This window comes from Actinocorallia herbida (assembly GCF_003751225.1).
GTDB lineage: Bacteria > Actinomycetota > Actinomycetes > Streptosporangiales > Streptosporangiaceae > Actinocorallia > Actinocorallia herbida.
In genome coordinates, this window is the sequence record NZ_RJKE01000001.1 from 6,825,761 (window position 1) to 6,849,835 (window position 24,075).

The 24,075-nt window shown below is 72.8% G+C and carries 25 protein-coding genes; 11 read left to right on the forward strand and 14 right to left on the reverse strand.

Annotation, left to right across the window (positions count from 1 at the left end; genetic code table 11):
- Window positions 1–3: 3 nt before the first annotated feature.
- On the reverse strand, window positions 4–273 hold the full coding sequence (locus EDD29_RS31135) for a metal-sensitive transcriptional regulator (protein WP_123667865.1): 270 nt from the start codon (window positions 271–273) through the stop codon (window positions 4–6).
- A gap of 156 nt (window positions 274–429) precedes the next feature.
- On the opposite strand from EDD29_RS31135, the gene EDD29_RS31140 reads away from it, so the two are divergent.
- The 5 genes from EDD29_RS31140 (at window position 430) to EDD29_RS31160 (ending at window position 5,674) form a co-directional block, all read left to right on the forward strand.
- Window positions 430–1,005, forward strand: coding sequence for a TetR/AcrR family transcriptional regulator (locus EDD29_RS31140; RefSeq protein ID WP_123667866.1), 576 nt, complete (start codon window positions 430–432; stop codon window positions 1,003–1,005).
- Window positions 1,006–1,019: 14 nt separating this feature from the next.
- On the forward strand, window positions 1,020–3,179 hold the full coding sequence (locus EDD29_RS31145) for an MMPL family transporter (protein WP_123667867.1): 2,160 nt from the start codon (window positions 1,020–1,022) through the stop codon (window positions 3,177–3,179).
- Window positions 3,180–3,286: 107 nt separating this feature from the next.
- The gene (locus EDD29_RS31150) at window positions 3,287–3,784 is read left to right on the forward strand and encodes a VOC family protein (RefSeq protein WP_123667868.1); all 498 of its coding nucleotides are present in this window, start codon (window positions 3,287–3,289) and stop codon (window positions 3,782–3,784) included.
- Window positions 3,785–3,908: 124 nt separating this feature from the next.
- Window positions 3,909–4,499 carry a hypothetical protein gene (locus EDD29_RS31155; protein ID WP_123667869.1) on the forward strand — a complete coding sequence of 197 codons (591 nt, stop codon included), beginning with the start codon at window positions 3,909–3,911 and terminating at the stop codon, window positions 4,497–4,499.
- Window positions 4,496–5,674: a PrsW family intramembrane metalloprotease gene (locus EDD29_RS31160; protein ID WP_123667870.1), complete on the forward strand. Its 1,179-nt coding sequence runs from the start codon at window positions 4,496–4,498 to the stop codon at window positions 5,672–5,674. The genes EDD29_RS31155 and EDD29_RS31160 overlap by 4 nt, the downstream gene beginning before the upstream one ends.
- 12 nt (window positions 5,675–5,686) lie before the next feature.
- On the opposite strand, the gene EDD29_RS31165 is transcribed toward EDD29_RS31160, so the two are convergent.
- The 3 genes from EDD29_RS31165 to EDD29_RS31175 all read right to left on the reverse strand — a co-directional run bounded on the left by EDD29_RS31165 (window position 5,687) and on the right by EDD29_RS31175 (window position 8,940).
- Window positions 5,687–7,246 (reverse strand): amidase, encoded by a 1,560-nt coding sequence (locus tag EDD29_RS31165; protein ID WP_123667871.1) that lies wholly within the window; start codon window positions 7,244–7,246, stop codon window positions 5,687–5,689.
- Window positions 7,243–7,560 carry a hypothetical protein gene (locus EDD29_RS31170; RefSeq protein ID WP_123667872.1) on the reverse strand — a complete coding sequence of 106 codons (318 nt, stop codon included), beginning with the start codon at window positions 7,558–7,560 and terminating at the stop codon, window positions 7,243–7,245. The genes EDD29_RS31165 and EDD29_RS31170 overlap by 4 nt, the downstream gene beginning before the upstream one ends.
- Window positions 7,561–7,683: 123 nt before the next feature.
- Entirely contained in the window at window positions 7,684–8,940 is a 1,257-nt protein-coding gene (locus EDD29_RS31175; protein WP_123667873.1) for an ABC transporter ATP-binding protein, read from the reverse strand.
- A 279-nt stretch (window positions 8,941–9,219) separates the two neighbouring features.
- Between EDD29_RS31175 and EDD29_RS31180 the strand changes: the two genes are divergently transcribed.
- Entirely contained in the window at window positions 9,220–10,149 is a 930-nt protein-coding gene (locus EDD29_RS31180; RefSeq protein ID WP_211360031.1) for a carbohydrate kinase family protein, read from the forward strand.
- Window positions 10,150–10,383: 234 nt separating this feature from the next.
- Here EDD29_RS31180 and EDD29_RS31185 read toward each other — a convergent pair whose 3' ends face one another.
- From EDD29_RS31185 to EDD29_RS31205, 5 genes are all read right to left on the reverse strand, one after another.
- Window positions 10,384–11,490 (reverse strand): glycerophosphodiester phosphodiesterase, encoded by a 1,107-nt coding sequence (locus tag EDD29_RS31185; protein ID WP_246053097.1) that lies wholly within the window; start codon window positions 11,488–11,490, stop codon window positions 10,384–10,386.
- A gap of 101 nt (window positions 11,491–11,591) precedes the next feature.
- Window positions 11,592–12,425: a proteasome subunit beta gene (prcB, locus tag EDD29_RS31190; protein ID WP_246053098.1), complete on the reverse strand. Its 834-nt coding sequence runs from the start codon at window positions 12,423–12,425 to the stop codon at window positions 11,592–11,594.
- Window positions 12,426–12,581: 156 nt separating this feature from the next.
- Window positions 12,582–13,400, reverse strand: coding sequence for a hypothetical protein (locus tag EDD29_RS31195; protein WP_123667876.1), 819 nt, complete (start codon window positions 13,398–13,400; stop codon window positions 12,582–12,584).
- 4 nt (window positions 13,401–13,404) lie between these two features.
- Complete coding sequence (locus EDD29_RS31200) at window positions 13,405–13,770, reverse strand: roadblock/LC7 domain-containing protein (RefSeq protein WP_123667877.1); 366 nt, start codon at window positions 13,768–13,770, stop codon at window positions 13,405–13,407.
- Between the two features lie 8 nt (window positions 13,771–13,778).
- Window positions 13,779–14,147: a hypothetical protein gene (locus EDD29_RS31205; RefSeq protein WP_123667878.1), complete on the reverse strand. Its 369-nt coding sequence runs from the start codon at window positions 14,145–14,147 to the stop codon at window positions 13,779–13,781.
- Between the two features lie 419 nt (window positions 14,148–14,566).
- On the opposite strand from EDD29_RS31205, the gene EDD29_RS31210 reads away from it, so the two are divergent.
- Window positions 14,567–15,031, forward strand: coding sequence for an SRPBCC family protein (locus tag EDD29_RS31210; RefSeq protein WP_123667879.1), 465 nt, complete (start codon window positions 14,567–14,569; stop codon window positions 15,029–15,031).
- A 4-nt stretch (window positions 15,032–15,035) separates the two neighbouring features.
- On the opposite strand, the gene EDD29_RS31215 is transcribed toward EDD29_RS31210, so the two are convergent.
- The 3 genes from EDD29_RS31215 to EDD29_RS45860 all read right to left on the reverse strand — a co-directional run bounded on the left by EDD29_RS31215 (window position 15,036) and on the right by EDD29_RS45860 (window position 18,873).
- A complete protein-coding gene (locus EDD29_RS31215; protein ID WP_123667880.1) occupies window positions 15,036–16,634 on the reverse strand; it encodes a phytoene desaturase family protein in 1,599 nt (532 codons plus the stop codon).
- Window positions 16,635–16,725: 91 nt separating this feature from the next.
- The gene (locus EDD29_RS31220) at window positions 16,726–17,361 is read right to left on the reverse strand and encodes a hypothetical protein (protein ID WP_148086154.1); all 636 of its coding nucleotides are present in this window, start codon (window positions 17,359–17,361) and stop codon (window positions 16,726–16,728) included.
- A 156-nt stretch (window positions 17,362–17,517) separates the two neighbouring features.
- Entirely contained in the window at window positions 17,518–18,873 is a 1,356-nt protein-coding gene (locus EDD29_RS45860) for a hypothetical protein (RefSeq protein ID WP_170201662.1), read from the reverse strand.
- A gap of 141 nt (window positions 18,874–19,014) precedes the next feature.
- On the opposite strand from EDD29_RS45860, the gene EDD29_RS31230 reads away from it, so the two are divergent.
- On the forward strand, window positions 19,015–19,407 hold the full coding sequence (locus EDD29_RS31230; protein WP_123667882.1) for an SHOCT domain-containing protein: 393 nt from the start codon (window positions 19,015–19,017) through the stop codon (window positions 19,405–19,407).
- A gap of 4 nt (window positions 19,408–19,411) precedes the next feature.
- Here EDD29_RS31230 and EDD29_RS31235 read toward each other — a convergent pair whose 3' ends face one another.
- Both EDD29_RS31235 and EDD29_RS31240 read right to left on the reverse strand, forming a co-directional pair.
- On the reverse strand, window positions 19,412–20,380 hold the full coding sequence (locus EDD29_RS31235; RefSeq protein WP_170201663.1) for a serine hydrolase domain-containing protein: 969 nt from the start codon (window positions 20,378–20,380) through the stop codon (window positions 19,412–19,414).
- A gap of 116 nt (window positions 20,381–20,496) precedes the next feature.
- Window positions 20,497–21,537 (reverse strand): isopenicillin N synthase family dioxygenase, encoded by a 1,041-nt coding sequence (locus EDD29_RS31240; protein WP_123667884.1) that lies wholly within the window; start codon window positions 21,535–21,537, stop codon window positions 20,497–20,499.
- A 398-nt stretch (window positions 21,538–21,935) separates the two neighbouring features.
- Between EDD29_RS31240 and EDD29_RS31245 the strand changes: the two genes are divergently transcribed.
- The 3 genes from EDD29_RS31245 to EDD29_RS31255 all read left to right on the forward strand — a co-directional run bounded on the left by EDD29_RS31245 (window position 21,936) and on the right by EDD29_RS31255 (window position 24,053).
- Window positions 21,936–22,322 (forward strand): SCO5389 family protein, encoded by a 387-nt coding sequence (locus EDD29_RS31245; RefSeq protein WP_123667885.1) that lies wholly within the window; start codon window positions 21,936–21,938, stop codon window positions 22,320–22,322.
- A 146-nt stretch (window positions 22,323–22,468) separates the two neighbouring features.
- A complete protein-coding gene (locus EDD29_RS31250) occupies window positions 22,469–22,690 on the forward strand; it encodes a ferredoxin (RefSeq protein ID WP_123667886.1) in 222 nt (73 codons plus the stop codon).
- Complete coding sequence (locus tag EDD29_RS31255; protein WP_246053099.1) at window positions 22,680–24,053, forward strand: NAD(P)/FAD-dependent oxidoreductase; 1,374 nt, start codon at window positions 22,680–22,682, stop codon at window positions 24,051–24,053. The genes EDD29_RS31250 and EDD29_RS31255 overlap by 11 nt, the downstream gene beginning before the upstream one ends.
- The last annotated feature ends 22 nt before the right edge of the window (window positions 24,054–24,075 follow it).

Consider the following 24,075-nt stretch of genomic DNA (forward strand, 5'->3'; position numbering starts at 1 on the left):
GGCTCAGGCGAGAGCCAGGAACAGTTTCTCCAGATCGGCGATCTCCATGGGCGCCTCCTCGCCGCGCGCGGCGGCGGCCTGGCAGTGCTTGAGGCCGGTCGCGACGAGCTTGAAGCCCGCCCGGTCGAGGGCTTTGGACACCGCGGCGAGCTGGGTGAGGACCTTCACGCAGTCCTCGCCCTCCTCGATCATCGCGATCACCGCGGCGAGTTGCCCGTTCGCCCGCCGTAGCCGGGCGACCGCGTCGCCGGCCAGCTCCTGGTTCATCTGCATGCCACGAAACATACCCCTAGGGGTATGAACCTCCAAATCCACCACCTGTTGCACCAGACCCAGACATCTCAGATTTTGGAACGTTGTGATGCAGATCATCCGAGATAACGGGCTTGCCACCGATTCCTAACCGATCGGACAGTTATCGTGATCCGCATGGCCCGTTCCCCCTCAGGACTGCGGGAAAGGCTTCTGGACGCGGCGCTGCGGCTGTTCGTGGCACACGGCTACCGCGGCACCTCGCTGCACGACATCGCCGTCGACGCGGGGTGCGCCAAGGCGTCGCTCGTGTACCACTTCGGGTGCAAGGCGGCGATCCTCAACGAGGTCCTCGCCCCCGCCGTCCGCTCCGTCACCCTGCTGCGCGAAAGGCTCGCCGAAGAGCCCGACGACAGCGTCGCCGCCGAGGCCGTCGCGGGACTGGTCGACCTCTCCCTGCGGTACCGCGGTGAGATGACGCTCCTGCTCTCGGACTTCGCCGAGGCGGGGGCCGTCAAGGAGTGGGGCGGCGACGGTGCGGTGCCCTCGGTCACCGAGGCCCTGCTCAGCGCGCTTTCCGGCAGGTCGTCCGACCCGGCCGACAGGGTGCGCGCGGCGATGGTCCTCGGCGGGGTCGCCGTCGCGTGCGCGAGTTCGCGCGACCTGCCCGCCGCACCCATGCGCGAGCAACTGGTGCACGACTCCCTGCGGGTCCTGGGGCGCGAACGGGCCCCGACCGACACGGCGACATAGAGAGGTTCTTCGGGGTGGCAGCTCTGCTCTACCGGCTCGGCCGGTTCTGCTTTCACCGACGTGGGCGCGTATTGGCCGTCTGGCTGATCCTGCTCGCGGCGCTCGGCGGCGCGGCCGCCGCCTTCCACGGGCCCACGACCAACGCCTTCACCATGCCCGGGACCGAGTCCTACCGGGCGATGCAGACCCTGGACCGCGAGTTCCCGCAGGCCGGCGGCGGCACCGGCACGATCGTCGTCGCCTCCGACGACGGCACTCCGCTGACGCCGCGGAAGGTCGCACCGCTCGTCGCCGAGGCCGCCAAGGTCCCCGGTGTCACGGCCGCGATGGACCCGTTCCAGTTCCAGGCCGTCTCCCAGGACGGCGAGTACGCGCTCATCAACGTGCAGTTCGAGGTCACCGCGCAGGAGGTCACCGCCGAGCAGCGCGAGGCCTTCGAGGCGGTCGGCGAGAACGCCGAAGGGCTGCGCGTCGAGCACGGCGGGGAGGTGATGAGCAGCGAGGCCTCGGAGATGGGCTCGACCGAGGTCATCGGCGTGGCCGTCGCGGCGGTCGTCCTGCTCATCACGTTCGGCTCGCTCGTCGCGGCGGGCATGACGCTCGCGAACGCCCTCGTCGGCGTCATCGCGGGCATGGCCGGACTGTTCGCGCTGAGCGGGCTGGTCGAGCTCAACAGCACGGCGCCGGTCCTCGCGCTCATGCTGGGCCTCGCGGTGGGCATCGACTACTCCCTGTTCATCACCTCGCGGTACCGGCAGTTCCTCGCCGAGGGCGCGGAACCGCGCGAGGCGGCCGGCCGGGCGACGGGCACCGCGGGATCGGCCGTGGTCTTCGCGGGCGTCACCGTGGTCATCGCGCTCGCGGGGCTGTCCGTCGTCGGCATCCCGTTCCTCACCATCATGGGCCTCGCCGCGGCCGGCACCGTCGCGCTCTCCGTCCTCGTCGCGCTCACCCTGCTGCCCGCCGTGCTCGGCTTCGCCGGGCCGCGGGTGCTGCACCGCAGGACGCGCAAGGGCGGCGCGGCCCCGGAGAAGGAGGCGTTCGGGTTCCGGTGGGGAAGGCTGGTCACCAAGGCCCGCGTGCCCGTGCTGCTCGTCGGCGTCCTCGCGCTGGGCGGGCTGGCCCTGCCCGTCCTGGACATGCGCCTGGCCCTGCCGGACGCGAGCACCAAGGCCGAGGGCACGGCGGCCCGCGACGCCTACGACCTGACGTCCGAGGGCTTCGGGCCCGGCTTCAACGGAAGGCTCATCGCGGTCCTCACCGCGGACGACAAGGCGGCCTTGGAGAGCGCCGCCCAGCAGGCCGCGGGGCTCATCCAGGGCACCGAAGGCGTCCTCGCGGTCGCGCCCGCGCAGTTCAACGCCGACGGGACGGCGGCGCTCCTGGCCGTCGTCCCCAAGACGGGGCCGACCGAGGCGGCCACCGAGGACGCCGTCCAGGCGATCCGCGCGAAGGTCGCCGACCTCCAGGGCGCGGACATCGCGCTCACCGGCGTCACCGCGATCGGCATCGACGTGTCGGAGAAGCTGTCGAACGCGCTGCCGGTCTACCTCCTGCTGGTGGTGGGCCTGTCGCTCCTGCTGCTCATGCTGGTGTTCCGCTCGGTCCTCGTGCCGCTCAAGGCGACCCTCGGCTTCCTGCTGACGGTCGGCTCCACGTTCGGCATCACCGTCGCGGTCTTCCAGGAAGGGCACCTCGCGTCGCTCGTCGGCGTGGACACGCAGGGGCCGCTGGTGAGCTTCCTGCCGATCCTGCTCATCGGCATCCTGTTCGGGCTCGCCATGGACTACGAGGTCTTCCTCGTCTCGCGGATGCGCGAGGACTACGTGCACGGCGACACCCCGCGGCAGGCGACCGTCAACGGGCTCGGGCACAACGCCCGGGTCGTCACGGCGGCCGCGCTCATCATGATGTCGGTGTTCGGCGGGTTCGTTCTGATCCCGGACCCGATCATCAAGTCGATCGGGTTCGCCCTGGCCGTCGGCGTCTTCATCGACGCGTTCGTGGTCCGGATGACACTGGTGCCCGCGGCCATGTCGCTGCTCGGCAGAGCCGCCTGGTGGCTGCCGAAGCCGGTCGACAAGGTGCTGCCCGACCTCGACATCGAGGGCGCGCGGCTGCCCGCCCCCGAGGCCCCCGCCCCCGAGGTGAAGACCCCGCAGCCCGTCGGCTGACGGACTCGTTCATGAAGGCCCCGGAAGCATCGTCTTCCGGGGCTTTTGTGCTTTCCATGCCCGCACATGCCTTACGCCGGGATGTTCCGTGGTCGTAGGGTGCGGGCGTGAACGCCACGCCTCCCCCTTCCTCCGCCGCGGGCTCAGTGCCGCTGCTCGCGGGCCGGCGGATCTGCCAGATCGGCATTCTCGTGCCCGACCTCGACGCGGCGGTCGCCTCGTACGCGGCGTTCTGCCCGGCCGGGGAGTGGCGGCGGGTCGAGCCGGGCGGGCCGATGCCCGGGACGTCCTATCTGGGCGAGCCAGGGGAGTTCGCCGTGCGGCTCGCGTTCGGCGGGGCCGGTCCGGAGATCGAGCTGATCGAGTCGGTGTCCGGCCCGAGCGTCTACAGCGCCTGGCTGGAGACGCGCGGGTACGGCGTCCACCATCTCGCGGTCTTCGTGGACTCCCTGGCCGAGGAGACCGCCCTGATGGAGCGGGCGGGCTTCCCGCTCGTCCAGTCCCTCACCGGATTCGGCCCGTACGGCGACGGTGGCTACGCCTTCTACGACACCGTCGCCGTGCTCGGCCACTACACCGAGGCCCTCCGCCCCGCCACCCGCTGACGCCCTCCCGACGAGGACACGGACCCCTCCCCCGACCGGGATAAACCGCCAAAAAGTAGTGTGAATATCACCGAAAGTGACGATATTCACGTCAGTGGTGATGGGCGGACGAAGGGGAAGTGCCGTGATCGACGGACGGACGCGTTCGCGGCTGCCCTCGGTGGCCCGGCGCGAGCGCTACGGCACTTGGAAGGGCTCCCTCCTGCTCTTCGGGTTCGTCTGCCTGTGGGAGGGGTTCTGGCTCGGCTGGGACGCCCTGGTGCCCGGCCGCGAGGAGGTCGCCGCGGGTCAGGCGGTCCAGGTGTCGCAGGCGGTGTCGTTCGTCCCGGCGCACGCCTGGTCGCTGTCGCGCGGCAAGACCACGCCGGGCAGCCAGGCGACGGTCACCCGGAGATCGAGCGCGTTCACCGTGCGGCTCGCGCCGTGGACCGAGCACCTCGACGCCAAGGTCGAACAGGAGCGCCGGATCCTCCGGACCGCGTCGGGCGCCCGGGTCTTCGGCGGCGACCAGTCGTTCCAGACCGAGAACGGGCTCAGCGGCATCCACTTCTACTACTCGGGGGTGCGCGGCGAGGGCCTGGTGTGGATGGGCTGGGAGCCCACGGCCAAGACCGTCGTCACCGTGCGCGCGGAAAGCCCGCACGGCACCCTCCAGCGCCATCTCCCGGACTTCGACGAGATGGTGGACAGCGTCCGGATCGGCACCGGCACATGACGGCGCTGCGCACGAACCCGGCGCCGGAGGAGGCCCCCCTCGGCGTCGACGGGTTCTTCCAGCCGCGCCGGGCCGCCTTCTGGCTGCTGCTGTTCTTCCTCGTCGTCGGGGCGTTCTCCACCCTGTCGAAGATCCATCTCAGCTACGAGATCGTGCCGACGGCCGTGCTCGTCGGGGCCTTCGTGTGGACGCTCTACGCGGTGCCCTTCCTGTGGTTCCTCCGGTCCCTCGACGTCTTCGAGCAGCACTCCCCGCTCGGGTTCGCGCTCGCGTTCGCCTGGGGCGGCTTCGGCGCGGTCCACCTGGTGATCCCGGTGAACGACGCGGTGGAGTCGCTCGCCGCCAAGCTCGGAGGCCCTGAGTTCGCCGCGCGCTGGGGCCCTGCGCTGGCCGCGCCGACGAACGAGGAGCTGTTCAAGTACCTGGGCGTGGTCCTGCTCGTCATGGTCGCGCGGACCCAGTTCCCGACGATCCTGTCCGTGGTCGTCACCGGGGCGACGGTCGGGCTGGGCTTCCAGGTGATGGAGGACCTCGTCTACACGGCCAACACCGCGATCCAGTTCCCCAGCACCAACCAGATCGCGCCGGTCGTCGTCATGCTCGTCGTGCGCGGCCTGCTCGGCGGGCTGTGGAGCCACGCCCTGTACACCTCGATCGCCTGCTTCGGGCTCGGTTACCTGGTCGCCCGGCCGGACCGTCCGCTCGTGCGGCGGATCGCCGTCGCGGTCGCGTTCTTCCTGCTCGCCTGGTCGGCGCACTTCTTCTGGGACTCGCCCCTGCTGCGCGGCCTCGGCGGCGGCGTCATCGTGCTCGCGCTGGTGAAGGGCGTGCCCGTCCTGATCGTCGGCTACGCCGTCTGGTACCTCGCCGAGCGCGAGGAGGGACTGCGGGTCCGCGCGATCACCGAGTCCTACCTCGACAAGACCCTCGTCGCGCCCGAGGAGATCCGCACGCTCGCCTCCTTCCGCGACCGCCGCGCGGCCCGCAAGACGCTCCGCTTCCGGCACGGCAGGCCCGCGGCCCGGACGCTGCGCCGCCTGCAACGCGCGCAGCTGCACCTGCTGCGCGTCTGCGGGCAGGGCGGCCCGGGACCGCAGGCGTGGCGGGCCGCCCAGGAGGTCCGCGCCCTGCGCGCGGACCTCACGGCGATCACCGGCTTACCCGCGGCCCCCTGAGGGGGACACGCGTCAGGCGCTCTGCGCGGCGGCCTCCTCGGCGGTGAGGACGAGCGGGGCCGCGAAGGCGCGGGCCGCGGCGCCGGCCTGCGGCGGGTCCACCGGACGGCGCAGGTGCCAGTCGGTCGCGGCCTGGTAGGCGGCGGCGACCTCCAGCAGCCGGTCCTCCTCGTAAGGCTGGCCGCCGAGGATCGCGCCGACGGGGACGCCCGAGGCGTTGAAGCCGATCGGGAAGCCGATCTCGGGCAGGCCGAGGATGTCGAACGGCACGACGCTCGTCTGGAGGACGACGTCGCACCGGTCGAGCGGGCCGTCCAGGACCTCGCGGATCAGGTGCGCCTTGGCGCGCTGCGCGGTGATCCACTCGTCGCCCGACAGCAGCAGGCCCTGGAGCCAGCTCAGCACCGAGACGCCGAACAGCTTGAGGTCCTGCTGGAGGTAGGGCCGGAACGGCTCGGTGCGCTCGGCGAGCCGGGCGTCGTTGAACGTGCCGGTGAGCAGCGCCCAGTCGTCCGGGTAGGCGATGTCCACGAGGCGGATCCCCTCGATGCCCGCGAGCACGGCGAGGAAGTCCTTGCGCAGCGTCGCGGCGCTCCCGGTCAGGTAGTCGGCGGGAACGCCGACGACCGTCGTGCGGCGCATCTTGGGCTTGCCCTTGCGCAGGACGGGGGTCGCCGCCCTGACGAGGTCGGGCAGGTCCGGGAGGCCCTGGGTGCGGGGGTCCTTCTCGTCGGGGCCGGACATGACCGTCAGCATGATCGCCGCGTCGAGGGCGTCGCGGGCGATAGGGCCCGAGTGGTCGCGGGTGAACGACAGCGGGATGATGCCGTACAGGGACGTGCGGCCCATCGTCGGCTTCAGGCCCGTCAGGTTCTGCTGGTTGGCGGGCAGGATGATGCTGCCGCCGGTCTGCGTCCCGATCGCCGACGTCGCGAGCCGCCCCGCGACCGCCGTGGCCGGTCCGGTGGACGAGCCGCCCGGGTCGGTGGCGATGTTCGTCGGGGTCCAGGCGTTGACGGTGGTGACGACGCCGTTCGGGGTCGTCGCGCGGGTCGTGGCGAGCGGTCCCATCTGGCCCTTGCCGAGCACGATGCCGCCCGCGGACGTCAGCCGGGAGACGGCGGTGGCGTCCTCGTCGGGGACGAAGCCGGCGAAGACGAAGGAGTTCGCGGTGGTCGCGACGCCCTTGGTGAAGTAGTTGTCCTTGACGCACAGCGGGATGCCCGCGAGCACCCCGGTCGGCCTGCGGTCCTGCGCCTTGGCCGCGGCGAGCGCGGCGTCTCGGGTGACCGCGTTGAACGCCTTGTAGGTGGGTTCGAACGCGTCGATCCGGGCGAGGTGCGCCTCGACGAGCGTGGTCGGCTTCAGTTTGCGCGCCCTGATGAGCGCGGCGGCCTCGGCGAGGGTCGCCTCGGTCGGGTCGTCCAGCGCGGCCTTGCGCACGTCCACGTCGGGCAGGGACGGCGCGAGCGGCCTGCCCCCGGCCTTGGCGGGCGAGGCCACGAGCGCCGCGGCCCCGGCCGCCGCGCTCGTCTGCGCGAGGAAGACGCGGCGTGAGTACTCCCGGCTCATCGGCCTTCCTCCGTCCAGGCCTCGGTGATCGAGGGGTAGAGCAGCGGTGGTGCGGCCTGCTGGGCCTTGGCGAGGGCGTCGGCGCCGGTCGCGGGCGGGGTCCAGAACGACAGGGCCGCGGGCCGGCCGCCCTGCCGGACGCCGTTGACCTTCGGTCCCGCGAGGAACGTGCGCAGCGACTCCATCGCCGCGGCGCGCGTCGGGGACCCGGTCGCCGGGTCGGCGGTCTCGGGGAGCTGGTCGAGGTCGACGCCCACGAGGGCGAGGCGCGCCCTGATGAGGGTGTCGAGCTCTGCGTCGGAGGGGATGGCCACCGGAGCACGTCCTTTCTCGATCTTCCTGCACCGGTGATCACACCGCCATCCGGTTTCCCGGTGATTTCGGAAGGGTTCGAGAGGCGTTACGTCTATGACCGAAAAGTCAGATTCCCCCGGGCGTCAGCGGGCGGGGGTGTCGATGCGGCGGCCGTTGGCGGCGAAGAACAGCGCGCGGTCGAGGTCGACGGCGAGGTTGACGCGGGCGCCCTGGACCATCGAGCGGGTCTCGCCCGCGCGGAACAGCAGGTCGGTGCGGCGGCGCTGGCCGACGTGCCGGGGCTCCTCGACGGGCGCGGCCGGGCGGCGGCGGAGCAGCCCCCGCCACGGACGGTCCGTCCGCTCCTCCTCCGGGCGCGGCTTCGGCCGGGCGCCGACCGCGTCCACGTCGACGCCGGGGATGTTCACCTCGGCGAACGCCATCCACTCGTGCCCGTGGAACTCCGCGGACCGCAGCCGCGCGGCGAGGACGGGCCCGCCGGACGGCTCGGCTACCGGGGTCAGCGACTCGGGCCGCAGGCCCACGATGACGGGACGGCCGTGGTGCGGCACGAACGCGTGGGCGCGCGGGTCGCTCCACGGCAGCGTGATCTGCTGGTCGCCGAGGGAGATGACGATGCCCTCGTCCCGGACGGCCCAGGCGGTGCCGCCGAGCAGGTTGAGCTGCGGGCTCGACAGGAACGCCGCGACGAACACCGTCGCGGGATCGTCGTAGACCTGCTGGGGCGTGCCGACGTCCTGGAGCACCCCGTCGCGCATGACGCCGATCCGGTCGGCGAGGGTGAGCGCCTCGATCTGGTCGTGCGTGACGTACACGGTGGTCGCGCCGAGCGAGCGGACCATGCCGCCGATCTCCATCCGCAGCTCGGTGCGCAGCCCGGCGTCGAGGCTCGACAGCGGCTCGTCCATGAGGAACACGCTCGGCTCGCGGACCATGGCCCGGCCCATCGCGACCCGCTGGCGCTGCCCGCCGGAAAGGGTCGCGGGCTTGCGGCCGAGGAGGCCGTCGAGCCCGAGCGCGCGGGCCATCTCCGTCACCTTCTCGGCGGTCTCCCCGGGCTCCTCCTTGGCCAGGCGCAGCGGGAAGCCGATGTTCTGGCGCACCGACATGTGCGGGTAGAGCGCGCCGCTCTGGAAGATCATGGCGACGTCGCGGTCGCGCGGCTCCAGGTCGTTGGCGTGCCTGCCGTCCATCCACAGGTCGCCGCTGGTGATCTCCTCAAGGCCCGCGATCATCCGCAGCACCGTGGACTTGCCGCAGCCGGACGGCCCGAGCAGGACGAACACCTCGCCGTCACGGATGCGCAGCCGCATCCCGTCGACCACCCGCTGCCCGCTCCCGAAGGACTTGCTGACCCCGTCCAGCACGATCTCGGCCATCGCCACCCACCTACCACCCGGGAGTCCCGTGTTACCCGGATCACAACCTAGGCCCCATCCCCAAAAAAGAAAAGCACCGAAATTTCCCCTTGACCCCTCCCCCTTTTCTGGCGGCACGAGCGTCGGATCACCCCCTTTCCGGCTCTTCACCGAGCACCCAAGATGCCCGGGGAGAACATGAGAGACATTCGGGTCTGGCTCGTCTACACTCACAGGCCGCGAAGGCACGCCACCGCGTCCCACCCCCAGGCGCTGCGGCGCGGAGACGGAGAAACCGGTATGAGCCACCCCCCGATGACGGTCGCCGCGGTCGGCGTGCACGTCCTGGACACGCACGTCATCGGGATCAGCGGGATCCCCGAGCGGTCCGACGGCCAGATCGTCGACACGATCCGGTTCTCCGCGGCGGGCACCGCGGGCGGCACCGCGCTGGTGCTGGCGCGGCTGGGCGCGGACGTGCGCAGCTTCGGCGCGGTCGGCGCCGACCCGATCGCGACGACCCTGCTGTCCCTCCTGGACCGCGAGGGCGTCGACACGGCCGGGATCGTCCGCAAGGACGGGCACCAGACGTCCGCCTCGGTCCTGCCGGTCCGGCCCAACGGCGACCGGCCCGCGTGGCACTGCATCGGCGCGAACGGCGCGTTCACCCTCGACGACCTGGACCGGGCCGCGCTCTCCGGGATCACCCACCTGCACCTGGGCGGCCCCGAGTTCCTGGGCGGTCCCGCGGCAGGAGAACTCCTGGCCTACGCGCGCTCCCTCGGTGCGACCACCTCCGTGGACGTCCTCGCACCCGGCGACCCGGACATGCTCGCCTGGATCGCCGACGCCCTCCCCCACACCGACTACCTCCTGCCGAACGACGAGCAGGTACTCGGCTTCACCGGCGCCGCCGATCTCGCCGCCGGCGCACGCGCCCTGCTGGCCCACGGCGCGGGCTGCGTCGCCGTCACCCAGGGCGCCAAGGGCGCCCTGGTCGCCACCCCCGACCGCGTCTTCGAGGTCCCCGCCCTCCCCATCCCGCCCGAAGAGCTGGTGGACACCACCGGCTGCGGCGACGCCTTCTCCGCGGGCTTCCTCCGTGCGCTCTCCCTGGGCCGCGACCTCGAGGCCGCCGCCCACCTGGGCTGCGCCACCGCCTCCCGCGTCGCCCGCGGCCTCGGCACCGACGCGGGCGCCTACGACCTCGACACCATCCTCGCCCTCTGACCCACCCCCACGAGGGCCGTCCCACGGGGGTTCCGAAGGAACCACCCCGGAAGGTTTCCAGCTCAGCCACTCGCGACGAGCGTTGCCGAGGAGCCCCCAGAGGGGGTTGCGGCCCAGCCCCCTGCCACGGGCCTTGACGGGGAACCGCGCCGGTGTGATCGGGCGCCCCGGGGCAGGCCCCGGGATCTCAAGCGCCCGATCACCGCGACACCGAAGGCGGCGCGAAAAGCACGGCTACTCGACGACGGCGGTCGCGAGGGCCGGGTCGTCGGCGAAGATGCCGTCGATGTCCTGGGCGAGGAGGAGCTTGAGCCAGGCGGCGGCGTTGCCCTGGGCGCGGGGGTAGGCCGGGGAGGCGGGGTCGCCCTGGCGGAAGTCGGCGGGGAGGAAGGAGTTCTCCGGGCGGAAGGTCCACGGGACGACGGTGAGGCCGGCGCGGTGGGCGTCCTTGACGAGGGTGGTCGGCGCCTGGGTCTCGCCGGCCGCGTCGAGCGGGATGATCCAGTTCGTCGCCGGGCCGATGCCGTCGGCGAAGGAGGCGGTCCAGCGCAGGCCGTCGCGGGTGACGAGGTCGGCGTAGGTGCGCTTGTCGCCGGACACGGTGAAGTCGTAGGGCTGCCCGGCGCCGTTGAGGAGCAGGACGAGCCGGACGTCGGTCCGCTTGTCGAGGCGCTGGAGGATGCCGGGCTCGAAGGACTGCACGAACACCTTCGAGGACCGCTTCGTCAGACCGTGCTTCTTCAGCGCCTTCAGCAGCGGCTCGTCGAACGGCAGCCCGATCGACGCGAAGTAGGTCGGGTGCTTGGTCTCGGGGTAGACGCCGACGTTGTTCCGCTTCGCCAGCTCCGCGACCTCGTCGAACGACGGGATGAGGAACCGGCCGTCGAAGGCGGTGTTCTCCGGCCGGGTCGCGGGGATGCGCTCCTTGGCGCGCAGCGTCCGCAGCTCGGCGAACGTGAAGTCCTCGGTCCACCAGTCGGTCGAGGTGACGCCGTCGATCGTCTTGGTCTTCTTCAGGCCCGCGAACTCCGGGTGGGCGGCGACGTCGGTGGTGCCGCCGAGCGCGTTCTCGTGCCGGGCGACGAGCACGCCGTCCTTGGTGAGGACGAGGTCGGGCTCGATGTAGTCGGCGCCCTGCGCGATCGCCAGCTCATAGGCGGCGAGCGTGTGCTCCGGCCGGTACGCGCTCGCGCCCCGGTGCGCCACGACGATCGGCTCCGCCCTGTCCCGGCCCGGCGCGGCGACCGCCGTCTGCGCCGCGCCCGCCAGCACCACGCCCGACGCGACGACGCCCGCGCCCAGACCGGCGACGATCGCCCTCTTCCCCAGCGAAACCTTCACGGACAACCTCCAAGATCGGTTGCCCGGAAGCTATGCCGGTGCCGTGGCCCCCGCCCGAATTCCCGGCACCGCGCCGTCGAACACCGGGTGGCGCGGGACCGTCAGCCCGTCAGGGAGGCGACGGGGCCGTTGGGCGCCTGCATGCGCGCCGCGACGACGGCTTCGGCGATCTCCCGGATCTCCGATTCGGGCAGGGCCCGGTACCCCTCGGCGGTGACGGCGGAGACGGTCGGGAAGATCCGCCGGGTCAGGTCGGGGCCGCCCGTGGCCGAGTCGTCGTCGGCCGCGTCGTAGAGGGCCTGAACGCAGACGAAGACCGCGTCGCGCAGGGAAAGGCCGGGACGCCACAGTTTCTTCAAGGCGCCGCGCGCGTACGGCGAGCCCGACCCGTCGGCGTAGTGGTCGGCGGTCTCGTACGGGCCGCCCGTGACGTCGAAGGAGAAGATCCGGCCTCGGCCGCTGCTCTGGTCGTACCCGGCGAACACCGGGATGACGGCGAGCCCCTGCACGGCCTGCGCGAGGTTCCCCTGGACGAGGGTCGCGAGCCGCCGTGCCTTGCCGTCCAGGGACAGCGGCTGCCCTTCGACCTTCTCGTAGTGCTCGAGTTCGCGCTGGAACAGCCGGACCATCTCGGTGGCCAGCCCGACCGTCCCGGCGAAGGCGACGGCCGAGAACTCGTCGGCGAGTGCCACCTTCTCCAGGTCCCGCTGAGCGATGACGTTGCCCATCGTGGCCCGCCGGTCGCCCGCCATGACGACGCCGTCCGCGTGGACCACGGCGAGGATCGTCGTCCCGTGAGCGAGGTGCAAAGGCGCCACCGGCCCGTCGGCCTTCGTGTTCCAGGGCAGCAGCTCCGGCGCCACCTGCGCGAGCACCCGCGCGAACGAGTTCTCCCGCCCCAGCTCGTCCCCGAGCCCCGCAATCCCGTCACCCACGATCGACCCGCCCTTCGCTCGGGAGCACGCTTCGAACGAGGCTTTCATACCGAACCGAGGAATTGAATGGCGTTTCGCACCACACTGCGCCAGGCGCCCCGGAAGACACCCTCCCCGGCCGCGCCGCCGGGGAGGGCCGCCCGACCGCCGCGCGCCTCAGCGATCGGGACGAAAGGGCAGGACGCGGATGACGTCGCTCGCGCCGCGCAGCCGTTTGGGCAGCCCTTCGGGCGGCGCGGGCTCGTGCGGTGCGTCCTGCGAGGTGGGCGGGCCGGCCTGGCCCGGCTCGGCCGAGACGGTGACGGCGCCCGCGTCCATGAGGTCGGCGAGGGACCGCATCGTGGCGAACAGGCCGCGGCCGAGGGCGAAGGCGAGGCCCCGGACGTTGCGCCTGCCGTTGACCGCGGCCAGCAGCGGGTCGGTCGCGGACCCGGCAGCGGCGGACGCCGGGACGGCCGTGGAGGTGAGCCCACGCTCCTGCCACTCAGCCGCCATGGCGAGCCTGCGCTGGGCCTCCCGGACGACGTCGTCGGCCGCGAGCCCCGGGTCGAGGAACAGCAGCGGGCCCGTCTCGGCCGCGTCCAGCGGTGCGGCGACGCAGGTCTGCACCCCGCGCAGGGCGAGGGCGAAGACCGCGTCGGCCAGGGCCGTCGCGGCGACGACCTCGACGCCCAGTGCCCCCAGGGCGCCGTGGGCGACGAGCGCCTCGGCGAGCCGCCCGTGCGGGGCCCCCTCGGCGAACGCGGCGGTCCAGTCGGCTTCGGCGACGCGCCCGGAGCGCAGCAGCAGCGGTTCGGGGCCCGGTGCCTCAGGGGTCGCGGCCGCGACCACCTTCCCCTCCCGCAGGACGACGATCCCGGACACCGGGCCGTCCGCCCGCAGGACGCCCGTGAAGCCCTCCTTGGCCCTGCGGTCGATGCCCGCGAGGAGGACTCCGGCGGGTCTGCCGCGCGTGGGATCGGGGATCTCGGTCATGGCCTCACGGTTCCACGAGGTCGGCCAGGTTCTGGACCGTCGTGCGCGACCTGACGTGCAGCCGCGCCACGTCCAGGCCCTCGTCCCCGAGCACGACCATCAGGGCCTTCTTGCCGACGGCGTAGACGACGATGTGCCCTCCGGCGCACCGGACGACGACCTCGCGCAGCTCCCCCATCCCGGTCTCGTGGCCGGTGCTCTTGCCGAGCCCGAGGGTGGTGGCGGCGAGCGCGGCGAGCACGTCGGGCCTCGCCTCGTCGGTGTCGGCGACGAGGAGCATGCCGTCGACGGAGGCGGTCGCCGTCTCGGTGACGCCCGGGACGTCGGCGCGCAGCGCGGTGAGTTCCTTGAGTACCGCTTCCTTGTCCATGCCGCGGGTCAGACGCCGAGTTCGCGGGCGATCCTGCGCAGCGTGAGCCGGGCGAGCGCGAGGTTGGCCTTCTCCCGCTCCAGCGCGACGTACATCAGCAGCCGGTCCTGGCCCCGGTCGATGACCCGGATGAGGTGGTACTGGGTGTCCAGCGAGATGAGGATGTCCTCGATGGAGTCCTCGATCTGGAGCGCCTTGAACGCCTTGACCTGGGTGCGGACGATGTCGGTCGTCACCGCGGAGGCGACGTCCAGGTCGATCTCACCGGTCACCTGGATGCCGAGCGGCATCCCGCTCTCGTAGTCGACGAGCGAGGCGCCCGCGGCTCCGTCGAGGGCCATGACCTCCTTGAGTGCCGTTTCGATGGTCTGGCTCATGGCTGCTCCCTGCTGAAAGACACGCGAAAGTGACCGTCCGGTAGATGCCCGACAGTGACAAGATCCGCTGGATTCGGGGAGCCTAACGCAATTAGGAACTTTGTTCAAAATTGAGATGATTTCATGAGAAGAATTCATCTCTAAGGCCATGAGTGCGAAATATAAGAGTTGCACCGCCGGGCAGTGACACGCTCCACCTGCTTGGACGCGCCCTGGACACCCCGTGCCGCGGCCGCCGCACCGTGATTCATTGACGGAAGGACACCCCTCTTATGGTGATCTTTGACGCGTCAGATACTGGTGTCACGCGCCCCCTGAAATGGCGTGGGAAAAGCGCGGCCCCCTCGCCGGAACCGTCCTGGGCGAGTCTTGCCCCGGGGCGGGCCATCCCCGGGGACACCGCCGGGTAGCGCTTCGGAATGGCCGTACGCGACGTCTACATCGAGGTCCCGAGGGAGCGCGTCTGGCGGGTCCTCGCGACCGGGACCGCCTATGCCGAGTGGGTCGTCGGCACCCGGGAGGTGCGGTCGGTCGATCCGGCCTGGCCCGCCGTGGGCGCCGAACTGCACTTCACCGCGGGGTACGGGCCCTGGGCGCTGCACGACCGGACCGTCGTGCGGGTCAGCAGGCCGCCGGAGCGGCTCGAACTGGAGATCCACGCAGGACGGTTCGGGACGATCCGGGCAGCGTTGCAGCTCATCGAATGGGGCGCCGGCACGGTCGTCGTCCTCGACGAGCACCCGCTGCGCGGCATCGGCGCGACCCTGCACAGCCCCACCACCGAGCTCTTCCTGAACCTCCGCAACCGGCTCGCCCTCGACAACCTCGCCAAGGTCGCGCTCCGCGCCGCCGAGGCCCGCCGGACGGGCGTCGTCCGGCCCTGATCCGTCAGAGGCGAGGTCCGGAGAGCAGGCGCTGGAGAAAGGCCAGAGGAGCGCGGCCGTGCAGGGCGGCACGTGCCGCGTTCGCCCCGCACGCCCCGTGGACACCGCCCCCGGGATGCGCGGAGGCCGAGGCCAGGTACAGATCGCGGACGGGGGTCTCGGCCCGGCCCGTGCCGGGGACCGGCCGGAAGACGAGCTGCTGGTGGATGGAGGCGGTGCCGCCGTTCGTGGCGCCGGCGTCCAGGTTGGCGTCCAGCCGGGCCAGGGCGTCCGGGGTGAGGACGCGGCGGCCGACGATACGCGAGGCGAAACCGGGGGCGTAGCGCTCCAGGCGGGCCTGGAGCCGGTCGGCCATGGCCTCGGCCTCCCTTCCGTCCCAGGACCCGGTGATCCCGTCGCCTCCGGCGTCCGCGGTGACCTCGCGCGGCACATGCGTGTAGGCCCAGACGGACTCGGTGCCGGGCGGGCAGCGGTCGGGGTCGGCGGTCGCCATCTGGCCGACGAGCGCGAACGGCCGGGCCGGCACCGTCCCCGTGGCGAGCTGGGCGCTGTAGCGGGTGAGGTCGTTCATGCCGTCGCCGAGGTGGACGGTCGCGGCGCGGCGCGCGCCGGGCGCGGCCCACGGGACGGGCCCGGACAGCGCCCAGTCGACCTTGAACGTGCCGTGGTCCCACTGGAAGCGCCGCATGTCGTCGCGCAGCCTCGCGGGCAGATGCGCCCAGTCGACCAGCCCGCCGTACAGGGCGGGCGCCGACACCGCGGCGAGGACGGCCCGGGTGGCCCGGACGGCATCGCCGTCGGCGGTCCGGACGCCGAGCGCCCGTCCGTCCCTGACCACGATCTCGGTGACCCGGGCGCCGCAGCGCACCGTCCCGCCGAGGGACTCCAGCCGCCGCACGAGCGCCGCGGTGAGCGCGCCCGCGCCGCCGCGCGGCACCGGCCAGCCGTGCCGCTGGCCGAGCATCGCCATCAGCCAGCCGAACGCGCCGGACGCCGCGGCCTCGGGGAACAGGTCGGTGTGCAGGGCCGATCCGGCGAGCAGCAGGGGCCCGCCGGGACCGGTGAACTCCTCCTCGCCGAGGCGCCGCACCGGGAGGGTGAGGAAGCGCAACGCGCGCAGCCCGCCCGCCGCCCGCAGCCGCAGCGCGAGCGCGGTCCCGGCCCGGACGGGTGGGAACGGCGCCAGCAGGGCCCTGACCAGGTCGTCGCCGATCTCCTGCCACAGCCCCCACAGCCGCAGCCACGCGTCGCCGTCGCCCGCCCCGAAGACCTCGAGGCCCTCGGCCGTGCGCTCGGCCTCCTCCTCGATCACCGCGCACCTGCCGTCGGGCAGCGGGTGCGCAAGGACGGCCGGGGACCGCCGCCACTCGAGCCCGTACCGCTCGAGTTCAAGCGCGCTGATGGCCGGGGAGGCCGCCCCTAGGGGGTAGAAGGCGCTGCACACGTCGCTCACGTGGTCCGGGTGCGCTCCCCGGTCGCTGCGCACCGCCCCGCCCGGCGTGCCGGCGGCCTCCAGGACGACGACGTCCCAGCCGGCCGACGCCAGCACGTTCGCCGCGACGAGCCCGTTGGGCCCCGCGCCCACCACCACCGCGTCCGCCATGGCCGCCCTCCCCCGAGTGCCTCTGGAATGCGCCTACCCGCCCCGAGGCCGCTCACGCGGGACGGGACGGGACTCGGCGCGTCGGGACGGCTCAGAGGCCGCGGGCCGCGCCCGGCTTGGTGAGGAGCAGGAGTCCGGCGGCCACGTAGGTGAAGGCCATCCATGCGGTGAAGATGTAGGTGCCGGTCTGGACGCTGGTGACGGCCTCGCCCACTCCGGAGACGAGGAGCCAGAGGGATCCGGCGAGAGGCAGGAACCGCAGGGGTCCCTTCCAGCGCGCGACCCGGATGACGGCTATCGCGCAGGCGAGCATCGTGATCTGGGAGAGCGGCCAGGCCGGGTCGGTGGCCTGCACCCACAGGGGCGTCTCGGAGTAGGTCTCGTAGGGAAGGCTGCCAAGGCTCGTCGCGATGGCGAACGGGAAGAGCACGAGCGCGATGATGGGCAGCGCCTTGCCCTTGCGGTCCCCGGTGGCCCGCGTGGCGAGCATCAGCCCCGCCAGGGCCGCGAGGCCCACGATGAACGCGCAGCCCGCGGCGAGTTCGATCGGCGGCACCTCGTCGGACGTCGGGTCGGGCGCCCCGCTCGTGAACTGGCCCGCGGCCCAGATGAGCGGGCCCGCCGCCAGCGCCAGCCCCGCCAGCCGCACGATCCCGTCGCCGGGCCCCGCCGCCGCCCCCGGCGTCGGAGGGTGAATCCTCTGCCCTGTACCTCTTTCGACGGACACCGCCGTCCCCTTTCCCGGCGGCGCCCTGCCCCCGTGCCTCCACGGTCGCGGGGGCGCGTCCCAAGCCGCCAGGGAGCGGGGCACGGCCGGTGTCCCTGGGCCGATCCGGGACAATCGGGGCCCTCGGCCCTCCCCTGTTCCGGGACGCGCGGCGGCTCAGCCGTCCGGGGGCCGGGCCAGCGCCTCGACGACGGCGAGGGCCAGCAGCACCAGCAGGGTGATCAGCAGGACGACGAGGCCGGTCGGATAGTTCCAGAAGAAGAACACGAGGATCGCCACGAGGACGAGGCCCGTGCGCAGCAGCCTGCGGTGGTCGTAGACCCAGCGGCTGCCGTGGTCGCGGCCGCGCAGCCTGGCCAGCCCCGCCGAGAGCGTCTCCCGGGTCCGCACGGCCGCCGCGGACCGGCCGGTGAGGAACGCCCCGGCCCCGACGACCAGCGCGACGACCGCGACCATCCGGAGCGTCGAGCGCAGGAAGGTGATGAGGGCGTCGTACATGGCCCCGGCCGCCGCCGTGTTCAGGCCCCGCACCGCGACCGCGTCGAGGAAGTAGGCGCGGCCCGCGAGCAGGGCGAGGGCGAGGAGCAGCATCGCCCCGACGACCCCCAAGGCCGCGGCGATGAGCGCGCGGCGGTGGCCGCGCGCGGTGTAGACGCCCGCGGTGATGAGGATGAGCGACAGGACGGGCAGCACCCACCGCAGCGCGCCGAGGATCTGGTACCAGCGCTGCGCCTTGACCAGGGCGGGCGAGTCGAACACCTCGAACGTCGGATGGATCTCGGGGATGGCCCCCGCCGCGCCGAGCCCGCGGGCGACGAGGCGCTGCTTGACCTCGGTGATGACGGGGCCGAGGTCGAGCGAGACCGTCGTGCCCTCGGTCTTGAGCACCTTGCTCCCCTGCCCGGACAGCACCGCGTTGAGCTGGGTGTGGGCCTGCCGGTTGGCGCGCACCCAGAGGGTCTCGAAGGTGTCGCTCTTGACGAAGTCGAGCGCCTTGTCGCGGATGAACGAGGTGAGCGCGTTCTCGAGCGGCCCGGACAGCCCGTTCAGCCGGTCCCCCAGCTGGGCGGGCAGGCCCCTGCCTTCGAGGGCGTTCAGAGCCTCGTCGACGAGCTTCGGCACGTCGAGCCGGTCGACGATCTCCGTGGTGACCCGGTCGGCCACGGCGTTCTGCACCGCGGGGCTCTCGGCGAGCGGCGCGACGGTGTCGACGTACCTGTCGGCGTCGGCGATCTGGCCGCCCGACCAGGCGGCGACGACGGCGAGCGGCGCGAGCAGGCAGCCGAGCACGATGAGCACGACCGCCCCGACGGCCCGCGCGGTGTGACCGGGCGTCCTGCGCCCCGCCTTGAGCTCGGCCACCTCGGTGCGCAGCCGGGCGAGCTCGGCGCGCTCCGCCGCGTCCAGCCGCCCCGCCGAGGCCGGTTCCGACGCCGACGCCCCGGACGGCTCGGGCCGCTGAGACGGCTCCGGCGGCTCCGGCGGCTCCCCTTCCCCTACAGGTTCGGACATTCGGCACCCCCGCGCCTCGTTCGAGTCTCTGCGGTAGGTGTTCCTGGAAGTCCGCACTCTTAGGCGGTCATTCGACTTCCTTGAAGGGATATTTAACGCTTGGTCATTTCGTCCGATAAGCCGGTCGGGTTAAGCAGAGACATGGACGATTACCCGATGCTCAACCTGTTCTGGACGATGCTCATCTTCTTCTGCTGGATCATCTGGATCTTCCTGCTGTTCCGGGTCTTCGCCGACCTGTTCCGGGACCACGAACTGAGCGGCTGGGCCAAGGCGGGCTGGACCGTCCTCGTGATCGTCCTGCCGATGGTCGGCGTGCTCATCTACCTGATCGCGCGCGGCAGCGGCATGGCCCGGCGCGACCTCGCCGAGGCGCAGCGGCGCGAGGAGGAGTTCCGCTCCTACGTGCGGGAGACCGCGCAGACGCCCGCGAGCTCCGCCGACGAGCTCGGCAAACTCGCCGACCTGAAGGATCGGAACATCATCACCACCGAGGAGTACGAACGCGCGAAGTCCAAGATCCTCGCGGCCTGAGCCGTCACCGGGATTCCAGCACGGTGAGCAGTCCGAGTCCTCCGCCGTCGACCATCCGGCGCGTGTCGGAAAGGACGACGACACCGACTCCACATTCCGGTGAGATCCCAACGAAAGACGTGAAACCGGCTGTCCCGCCGTTGTGCCACAACAGCGGGCCGGCCGGTCTTCTCGTGCCGAACCAGCCGAGATGGCCCCAGGCCGCGGCGCCGGGCCGGCGCGTGCGCAGCACGAGGTCGATCGCCGGGCCGAGGGGCGTCGAGGCGGGGTCCAGATGGGCCCGGACGAGCCGAGCGAGGTCCGCGGCGGTGCCGCGCACCCCGCCCGCCCCGGCGAGGGCGGCCATGTTCCAGGGCGACACCTCCTGGCCCCGCGGTCGGTGGCCCTGGCGCAGTCCGGGCACGTCGACGCCGGTGCGCTCCAGGCCCAGCGGATCACAGATCTCGGCCCGCAGCAGGGTCGCGTAGTCGGTGCCCGCGCGGGTGGCCAGCGCGAGTCCGAGCAGGCCGACGCCCAGGTTGGAGTACTTGACCCGGCGGCCCGGCCTGGCGCGCAGGCGGGTGCGGGCAAGACCCTCGAGAACGGCCTCGGCCGTGCAGTCCGCGTAGGGGTCGGCCTCGTACGGGTGCAGCACCGCCTCCCGTAGCTTCCCCTTGGGCAGCCTCGGCAGGCCCGAGGTGTGCGTCGACAGATGCCGCAGCCGGATCGGCTCCCCGTCCCGCGAAGGCACCGGGGCGCCCAGCAGGTCGGCCACCGGCTCGTCCAGGCCGGCCCTGCCGTCCACCACCATCCGGGCCAGGATCAGCGCGGTGAGGACCTTGGTCACCGAGCCGATCTCGAACACGTCGCCGGGCGGGCCCGCCGTCGCGATCCCGGTGCGGTCGCCTACGACCGCCGCGACCGCGACCCCCGCGCGCCTGCGGCCCAGATCCTCGGCGGTCGTGCGGGCCAGTGCCGTCAGCTTCTCGTCCACCCTCGGAGCATGCCCTCGCCCGGGACGCGCCCGCATCCTCCCCGATCACGAGAAGCCGCTCCCTCCCGCGGAGGACACGAGCCGCCTTCTCGCCGCTCCGCGTACGTCGTGCGCGCCTAGGCGTCCGCGGCGGCGCGTACGCGGGCGGCTTCGCGGTCCGCGTACGGGTTGCTGCGGCCTTCGCGGGAGCCGGCGAGTTTGGCCCGGATGTGCTCGGCGACCGTGATGGGCGGGTAGGGGGTGCCTTCACCGGTGTGGTTCGGGAGGGTGCTGATCCGAGCGTCGATGTTCCCGTCGTGGAAGTAGGCGGCCGAGCGGCGGCGGCGGATCGAGCCGTCGACGACGGGGGGCTTCACGCGGTGGAGGGTGGACCGCCAGGCGTCGTTGGTCCAGCGGGCCATGAGGTCGCCGAGGTTCACCAGGAGCGCGCCTTCCGCGGGCATGACGTCGTGCCAGCCGCCGTCGTGGCCGAGCACCTGGAGGCCCGCCTCGCGGTCGGCCCACAGGACGGTGACGATCCCGTAGTCGGTGTGCTCGCCCATGCCCGTGAGGTCCCCGTCGAGGACCACCTCGCCGGGCGGGAGCGCGTAGTTGTTCATCCGGAGGACGTCCAGGGAGTGGCCGGTGAACTCCGCGAAGTATCCGGGCGGAAGTCCGAGCGCGTCGGCGAAGATCCCCGTGAGGGTCCGGGCGACCCGGGCCGCCTCCGCGAAGTACGCCTGCACGGCAGGCCGGAACTCCGGCAGCCCCTCCGGCCACAGGTTGGGCGCGTAGTCGTCGGCGGGCAGCTCGATCCCCGGATAGGCCGACGCCGGAATCCCGACGTTGAACGCCTCGAAGAAGTCGTTCATCCGGTCCGCCGCCTCGACCCCGAGGCTCAGCGACAGCGACTCGCTCCGCGGCGGCGTGTACCCCCGGTTGATCCGCGGCGGGGCCCGGAACCCCTTCTTGACGTCGAGGTCGAGCCCGAAGAACGCGTCGATGGCCCCTTTCAGCCCGTCGATCACGGCCTCGGGCACCCCGTGCCCCACGACCTGCACGAACCCGACTTCCCGGCACGCGTCGTCCAGCCGTCGGGCGGTCTCCCCGCGCGTCGCCGCGGAGCCCTCCCCCACGTACGCCGAGATGTCCACCACAGGCACCGAAAAGCCGCCCATCACCGTTCCTTCCACGGCCGCGCACCCGCGCCACGCCCCACCCCAAGTCAACCCGCCGAAGCACCCCGGCGGGTTGCGCCCGCGTAAACCCTCCCGTCAGCGCCCGAAAGCCAAGGTGAGGAACCCGTCATGCTGCCGGACTCGGCTTCCGCAACGGTCCCGCGCGCTGCGCCGTCGCGCTGCGGACGGGTCATGTCCGTACTCACCGGATCACCGCCGACGCGCCGGGCCGTCCCGCGGGCCGGGACGGTCTCGCCCGACCTTCTTCGCATATCCCTCCACAAGCTCCGCCTTTCCCGGGGCGCGCTTGCCCCAGGGGCCGCCGCGTGCCAATAATGAAAACGGTTTTCATTTTGGGAGCCTCCGAGGGAGGTTTCCGGCCGAGTGAAGGAGAGAGCATGTCGCTTACGGTGCCCGCGGATCTGGTGGAGCGGGCCAAGGAGGGGGACGTCGACGACGCGGCGTTCCTGGCGTGCGTGCGGGACTCGCTCCCGTACGCGTGGACGCTGATCGACGGGGTCGTCGGGGAGCTGCGCGGCGGGACCGCGGAGTTCGCGGACAACCAGGTGCCGCCGCCGGACGAGGCCGCGCGCGGACAGCTCCTGCGCGTCCTCGCCAGCGACGCGATGCGCGGCGCGCTGGAACGCCACTTCGGCGTCCGGCTGGCGTTCCAGAACTGCCACCGGGTCGCGGCGTTCCGGCCTGAGGCGACCGAGGCGCTGGCCCGCTTCACCTCGCCGCGCGCGCAGCTGCTGAACCAGTTCCCCGAGTTCGTCGACTGCTGACGCCGCGCCCGGCCGTCCCGGCCAGGGACGGCCGGGTCTGGGATGGGTCGGGGGCGGGCCAAGGTTCGGGCAGGGGGACGGGAACGCGGGACGGGCTGGGTATCGCTCCGCTGCGGCGACGGGGCCGGCAGCGAGAGGCGGTACGGATGAGGCTTGTGGTCGACCTCAACCGGTGCCAGGGGTACGCGCAGTGCGCGTTCCTCGGCCCGGACGTGTTCCGGATGCACGGGGAGGAGGCGCTGCTCTACGACCCGGTCGTGCCCGAGGACCGGCGGCCGCAGGTGCTCGCCGCCGCGGCGGCCTGCCCGGTCCAGGCGATCCTGGTGGACGCGCCCGGCCTCCGGGAGGTCGATCCCGTTGTCGGCTGAGGGGATCGACCGCGTCGTCATCGTCGGCGCGTCCCTCGCGGGCCTGCGGGCCGCCGAGGCGCTGCGCGACGAGGGGTTCACCGGACGCATCACGCTCATCGGCGACGAGGCGGTGCCCGCCTACGACCGGCCGCCGCTGTCCAAGCAGGTGCTGCTCGGCCAGGTCGCGCCCGAGGCGACCGCCCTGCCGCACACCCGCGACATCGACGCCCGGTGGCGGCTCGGCGTCGCGGCGACCGGCCTCGACCTGTCGCGCAAGACGGTCCTGCTCGCCGACGGCACCAAGGTCCCGTTCGACAGGCTGCTCATCGCCACGGGGACCCGTGCCCGGCCCTGGATCAACGAGGCCGAGGCGCGGCTCGAAGGCGTCCTCACCCTGCGCACCGCCGAGGACGCCGAGCACCTGTCCCGGCTGCTCGACGCGGGCCCGCGCCGCGTGGTCGTCGTCGGCGCGGGCTTCACCGGCTCGGAGATCGCCTCGGCCTGCCGGGAGCGCGGGATCGAGGTGACCGTCGCCGAACGCGGCGCGGCCCCGCTCGTCGGCGCGCTCGGCGGGGTCGTCGGCGACGTCGCGGCCCGCCTCCAGCGCGCGCACGGCGTCGACCTCAGGTGCGGCGTCACCGTCACCTCCCTGGAGGGCGACGAGGCGGGCAGGCTCCGTCGCGCCCATCTGTCCGACGGCACGGTCCTGGACGCCGACGTCGCGGTGATCGCGCTCGGCGCGCTCCGCAACACCGGCTGGCTGGAAGGCTCCGGCCTCGCCGCCGGGCCGCGCGGGATCGCCGCCGACGCCGCCTGCCGGGCCTTCGACCACAACGGGATCGCGACCGACGACATCTTCGTCGCCGGGGACGTCGCCCGGATGCCGCACGCCCTGTTCGGCTACCAGTTCCTCAGCCTCGAGCACTGGGGCAACGCCGTAGAGCAGGCGCGGCTCGCCGCCCACAACATGCTCGCCGCCGGGCCGGACCGCCGCCCGCACCTGTGGATCCCGGCCTTCTGGTCGTCGCAGTTCGGCGTGAGCATCAAGTCGGTGGGCGTGCCGACGATGGGCGACGAGGTGGTCGTCACCCAGGGCTCGCTGGAGGAGGGAAGGTTCGCCGCCGTCTACGGGCACCGCGGCCGGGTCATCGCCGCCGTCAGCTTCGACCACGGCCGCTGGCTCGACCACTACACCGGGCTCATCGAGTCCGCCGCGCCGTTCCCGCCCGTCTTCACCGGGGTGGACCGGCCGCCGCCGGGGACGACCGCGGTCTCCGCCGGCTTCCCCGACCCGTCCGTGCCGAGCCACGGGCCGACCGTCACCGTCAGCGGCTACGCGCCCAGCGAGCGCCGCATCACCTTCACGCCCGCCCCGGCCTAGCCCCGGCCAGACGACGAGGACC